General features: G+C 51.4%; 8 protein-coding genes. 4 read left to right on the top strand and 4 right to left on the bottom strand.

The genetic code is table 11. The features are described 5' to 3' along the window. The 4 genes from Q0Z94_RS11075 to Q0Z94_RS11060 form a co-directional block, all read right to left on the bottom strand. Positions 1-203, bottom strand: a 203-nt coding sequence (locus Q0Z94_RS11075; protein WP_298069694.1) for a hypothetical protein, incomplete at its 3' end; no start/stop codon positions are given. Between the two features lie 47 nt (positions 204-250). Continuing rightward, positions 251-1573 (bottom strand): exonuclease domain-containing protein, encoded by a 1323-nt coding sequence (locus tag Q0Z94_RS11070; RefSeq protein WP_298069692.1) that lies wholly within the window; start codon positions 1571-1573, stop codon positions 251-253. Positions 1574-1607: 34 nt separating this feature from the next. Next, entirely contained in the window at positions 1608-2036 is a 429-nt protein-coding gene (locus Q0Z94_RS11065; protein WP_298069690.1) for an ImmA/IrrE family metallo-endopeptidase, read from the bottom strand. Next, on the bottom strand, positions 2029-2391 hold the full coding sequence (locus Q0Z94_RS11060; RefSeq protein ID WP_298069688.1) for a helix-turn-helix transcriptional regulator: 363 nt from the start codon (positions 2389-2391) through the stop codon (positions 2029-2031). The genes Q0Z94_RS11065 and Q0Z94_RS11060 overlap by 8 nt, the downstream gene beginning before the upstream one ends. Positions 2392-2589: 198 nt before the next feature. Between Q0Z94_RS11060 and Q0Z94_RS11055 the strand changes: the two genes are divergently transcribed. The 4 genes from Q0Z94_RS11055 (at position 2590) to Q0Z94_RS11040 (ending at position 4287) form a co-directional block, all read left to right on the top strand. Further along, on the top strand, positions 2590-2742 hold the full coding sequence (locus tag Q0Z94_RS11055; RefSeq protein ID WP_298069686.1) for a hypothetical protein: 153 nt from the start codon (positions 2590-2592) through the stop codon (positions 2740-2742). A 246-nt stretch (positions 2743-2988) separates the two neighbouring features. After that, positions 2989-3165 (top strand): hypothetical protein, encoded by a 177-nt coding sequence (locus tag Q0Z94_RS11050; RefSeq protein WP_298069685.1) that lies wholly within the window; start codon positions 2989-2991, stop codon positions 3163-3165. Between the two features lie 43 nt (positions 3166-3208). Beyond that, on the top strand, positions 3209-3382 hold the full coding sequence (locus Q0Z94_RS11045) for a hypothetical protein (protein WP_298069683.1): 174 nt from the start codon (positions 3209-3211) through the stop codon (positions 3380-3382). A gap of 17 nt (positions 3383-3399) precedes the next feature. After that, complete coding sequence (locus tag Q0Z94_RS11040) at positions 3400-4287, top strand: SPFH domain-containing protein (RefSeq protein WP_298069681.1); 888 nt, start codon at positions 3400-3402, stop codon at positions 4285-4287. Positions 4288-4481: the final 194 nt, after the last annotated feature.

The following is a 4481-nucleotide window of genomic DNA, read 5'->3' as shown; positions in this document are numbered from 1 at the left end:
TCATTGATGGTCTGCTGGCCCTCCGCCAAGAGGCTGAACTGCGGACGGAACTCTGCCTCCATCAGCACGGCCACGCCACGCATGGTCTCGCTCTGGGAGTCGGAGATCTTTTGGCCCAACTCGCTCAGAATCTCGGCTTTCTGCTTTTCCAGTTTGGTGTCCACTAGTTGCGCGATGGCCTGTAAATCTTTTTCCTCTAACATGGTGTGAACTCCTTCCTATGTTGGCCGCTCCGGTAGGGCGGCGCTTTTTACATTTTCTGGTTTTCCACAGTTTCCTGTGCATGCTGATAGGACTTGACAATATATTCCGCTATTGAATCCATTGCCTGCACAGATGGAATATAGATCCGACTTCTATTCTCGCCTTCCTGAATGGAGGACGGCACACATACGAAGTCACATTTAATGTCTTCTGGTGGCAAATCTAGGAGAATGTATTTCAGATTTCCTTCCAATTTTACACCGAAGAAGATGGCGATTTGACATTGCGCAATAAAAATATCGTTTTTACATGGTACGTGGAGCGCCTTACATTTGTCGCCGGCATAAGTCTCACCAATACGAGATGTATCGATTCCAGCGTATTTGAGGATCATTTTGGCTTTTGAAAGATACTCTATTGCCTCCCCAGTCATTTTTGCAGAAAGCTGGCGTAATTCTTTTGCAGAAGGCGCGTTTGCCATTAGTCTGGCCTTTTCATCCTTCACTTTTTGTAAATGCGCTTCTTGCTCCTGGCGAAGCCTTTCGTATTCTTTTTGGGCCGCTTCTTCTCTGGCTGCTTCCTCCGCCAACTGTTTTGCGACATTCGGCATATCAATCAATCGCTGATATACTTTTGCAGTAGCCTTGCAGTCGTCAAGTGCGGCATGAGAACCGCCTCCAATCAGGAAATAAGCACGGAGATCGTCTAACCGATAGCGTTCCAAAGTCAGGGCCTGCTTTGCCAATGGAAGGACGTCAAAGATTTTGTTTTTAATGTCCTCACCTGCTCTTGTCTGTATGAACTTTATATCAAAATCGATATTATAACCTATCAGAACATCATCGCCGATAAAATCTAAAAGGTCAGCGTACACCTCTGGAAAGCGTGGTGCAAGTTTTACGGTATATTCAGTTATGCCGTTGATTTCAGTCGCTGATCGTGGAATCGGACGATATGGGCGGATATATGACCGAAAGCGGGCAACCTCTCGATGGGAGCGGTAACGAATCGCGCCAATCTCAAGAATCTCACATGTGCATGCATCCAATCCGGTAGTTTCAGTGTCAATCACGGTATAGTCACTGAGTACGCCGTAGGCCCGCGGCCCCCAAGCTCTGCGCAATCCCATTTGAGGAGATTGCCGTAAAGAAATTCTAACAATAGTTTCTTCATGCTCCCGGGCGATGCGCTGTTCTGTTTCCAATCTATCTTGTACGGCTTTTAACTTTTCTGCGGTGCATTGTTCTTGGGCCAACTGCTTACTCGCTATATCCTTTTCCGCCTGGCAGGTACCACAAAGGCCGGATGATGCCATAGAAAAGAATAGCTTTTTCTTTCCACATTGTGGACAAACAGCAAAGAGAGGCATAGCGACTTATCTCCTCTTGCACAGTTTTGGTTTTTCAAAATATATCGACCGCTAAATTTCCATTCCGATACCAACAGAGTGCCTTTAACATAAAGGATTCCGTCACTCCAAACAGCTCTGCCAACTCCCACAATTCTGTGCGGCCGTCAACAATAGCAGTCTCTAGTTCATCTTTCGGGATGAGCTTTTTTATTGCCCATTTATCAGCTCGATTTTCGTGCTTTTGACGGATGTCCAAGGCAGCCCAGCGGTTATAAAATGAACAGGTCTCGCAGTGACCCAATTCGTGCCCCAAGCGCACGGTTTCATCGGCTATCGTTGGTAGTTTCCACGGGTCCAGAGCAATAGCATAAGTATCATCCGGAAGCGGAACAGACAGGGATGAAGCTTGCTCCATGGGGAACCAGTCCACGTCGATTCCATTTTCTTCAGCATAGCGATACAAAGACAAAAGATCAGTCATTCTTTTTCCTTCTTTGTTCAATCTTGTACTGGATATAATCTTTTGCGTCGTTCCACAGAGCATCGATCTCATCTGACGTAAGATCATTTGCCCCCTCGAAAAAAGCGACCTTGAGGTCGTCGTCGCTGACAGTGCGCTTGTCCTTCTGGACAGGCGCATTTTCTGTTTCTAGCAGGAAGTCGGACGGAACACCAAGAATTTTAGACAACTGCTTTATTTTTTGTACGTCAGGTTGGCGCTTTTCGGTTTCGTAGCCGCAATAAGTACTTTTTGTGATGCCCATTCTATCAGCGACCTGCTGCTGGGTCATGCCAACATTTTGTCTGGCTTTTTTCAGATTCTCTGCAAAACTCATAGCTTCAACCTCCCTGTGAGTGCATTATGACACAATGTTGGCGAAATGTCAACTTTTTTCTAAAAAAGTATTGACAGGTTGGCGAAATGCGTATATACTACAGACAAGGTTGGCGATACGCCAACAGTGAGGAGGTGAAATCATATGTTCCCAAATTTGCTGGGTCAGAAAGCATACCGCGGACTGACGGATGAGGACATGGGAGCCATTATTGGGGTCAGCCGTAATGCGTGGCAGCAGAAAATCAAAAGCGGACGTTTTACGCCGCAGGAGTGCAAAACTCTGTGCGATTATTTTGGAAAGAGTTTTGCCTACCTTTTTGCTGATGATGGGGACGAATATGCCAGATAGGTCGATGTCCCCATCAAATTCACGGAGTACGCGCCGGCCATCACTGGCCGGCGGGGCGACGACCAACCTCGCTGTCAACAATTTCCCGAGTCTAAAGCAAGGATCTTCATCTTCATCAAGGAACGAGAACGGTTTGTAGTTGCGAAGATTTGCCAGAGCGGAAACTTCGGGATCGTCGATCAGCCAGTGATGGCCGGTGTGTACTCCACGGCGGATCTGATAGCACTGAGAGAGGAGGCGAGACAGATGGATGAGAACAACATGACGAACCAGGAGACGGCTACATATTGCCAGAAGGATGAACTGATGAGGATCGCCGAAGAGGTCATCGAGTTCCTGCGGCCCAAGGGCCTGAAGTTCTGGCAGATCAAGGAAATCACCAGAGACATGATCGATGTGCTGTGGAAGGAGAAACTGAAATGAGCGGCGGAGAGTGCCCGCCGCCCGAAAAGGGGGGAACCAAAAAATGAACCCTGTATTCTGGCTTCTGGTCGTGCTGCTGCTGGTCCTGATATGGTTCGCCCTTGGACCGCTGTTCAAGGCGATAGGCGCCGTCTTCCTGGACCTCTTTGAGGGGGCGGCGGATGGCATGACAGAAGACGACAACGAGGACAACGAAACGGAGGATACCAAACAATGAGGAAAAGAATCGCGGGAATGATCGGAGCGGTGATCCTGGCCCTGGTCCTGGTGATCGGCCTGTTCTGTGTGGCGCTCTCCATTGAGCGCATCCCCACCGGCTACGTCGGCGTGGTCTACTCGATGAACGGCGGCGTGCAGGACGAGCTCCTGACCCAGGGCTTCCACCTGGTGGCCCCGACCAAACAGGTGAAGGAGTTCACCATCGGCAACGAGCAGCTGGTCCTGACCAAGGACTCCAGAGAGGGCAGCGAGGAAGACGACAGCTTCATGGTCTCCACCGCTGACAACGCCAACATCAGCATCAGCTTCCAGATGTCCTACCGCTTCCGGCAGGAGGACGTGGTCAACACCTACATGAAGTTCCGCGGCATGGACGGCGAGTCCATCGTCAAGAACCGGGTGCGCACGGTGCTGAAGGCGAAGGTGTCCGAGGTGACCACGTTCTACTCCATGATGGACATCTACTCTGGCGACAGAGGCAAGATCAACGACAAGATCACTGAATTCCTGGACGAGGAGCTGGGCGAGGCCTTCGGCATCGAGGTCATAGATGCCTCTATCATCGACGTTCACCCTGACGCGCAGCTGCAGAAGACCATCGACGACCGCGTGACGGCCATGCAGAAGAAGCAGCAGGCCGAGGCCGAGCAGGATACGATCCGGGTCCAGAACGAGACCAAGATCATGCAGGCCGAGGCGGACGCCGAAGCGAAAAAGGTCGCGGCCCAGGCCGAGGCGGACATCCGTGTGATGGAGGCTGAGGCGGAGGCGGAGGCCAACCGGGTCATCGCGGCATCCATCACGCCGGAGCTTATCGAGATGATGGAGGCGCAGGCCAGGCTGGAGCACGGCTGGGTCACCGTCCAGGGCGCTGATACCGTGGTCGCCGGTGCTGGCGGTTAAAAGAGCCGGCACGGCGGAAGGGGGTGACGGTCTTGGAAAACCTGATAGCGGGCTTTCTCGCTGGTCTGGCGGCTGGCATCTTCATCCACAAGTACCTGATCGCCACCCTGATCCTGAGATGGCCGAACACCAGATGCGACTACTGCCAGTGGCAGGCCCTGCGCTTGCCGAAAAGGACGAGAACAGGAAGGAGG

Origin of the sequence: uncultured Mailhella sp. (genome assembly GCF_947631555.1) — a bacterium.
Taxonomy (GTDB): Bacteria; Desulfobacterota; Desulfovibrionia; order Desulfovibrionales; family Desulfovibrionaceae; genus Mailhella.
This window is presented reverse-complemented; position numbering and strand designations above follow the sequence as displayed.

What these genes read in the sequence shown, in the direction of transcription:
- Q0Z94_RS11070 (WP_298069692.1), bottom strand. Translation starts at nt 1,573, where the DNA reads ATGCCTCTCTTTGCTGTTTGTCCACAATGTGGAAAGAAAAAGCTATTC.
- Q0Z94_RS11065 (WP_298069690.1), bottom strand. Translation starts at nt 2,036, where the DNA reads ATGACTGATCTTTTGTCTTTGTATCGCTATGCTGAAGAAAATGGAATC.
- Q0Z94_RS11060 (WP_298069688.1), bottom strand. Translation starts at nt 2,391, where the DNA reads ATGAGTTTTGCAGAGAATCTGAAAAAAGCCAGACAAAATGTTGGCATG.
- Q0Z94_RS11055 (WP_298069686.1), top strand. Translation starts at nt 2,590, where the DNA reads ATGGGAGCCATTATTGGGGTCAGCCGTAATGCGTGGCAGCAGAAAATC.
- Q0Z94_RS11050 (WP_298069685.1), top strand. Translation starts at nt 2,989, where the DNA reads ATGGATGAGAACAACATGACGAACCAGGAGACGGCTACATATTGCCAG.
- Q0Z94_RS11045 (WP_298069683.1), top strand. Translation starts at nt 3,209, where the DNA reads ATGAACCCTGTATTCTGGCTTCTGGTCGTGCTGCTGCTGGTCCTGATA.
- Q0Z94_RS11040 (WP_298069681.1), top strand. Translation starts at nt 3,400, where the DNA reads ATGATCGGAGCGGTGATCCTGGCCCTGGTCCTGGTGATCGGCCTGTTC.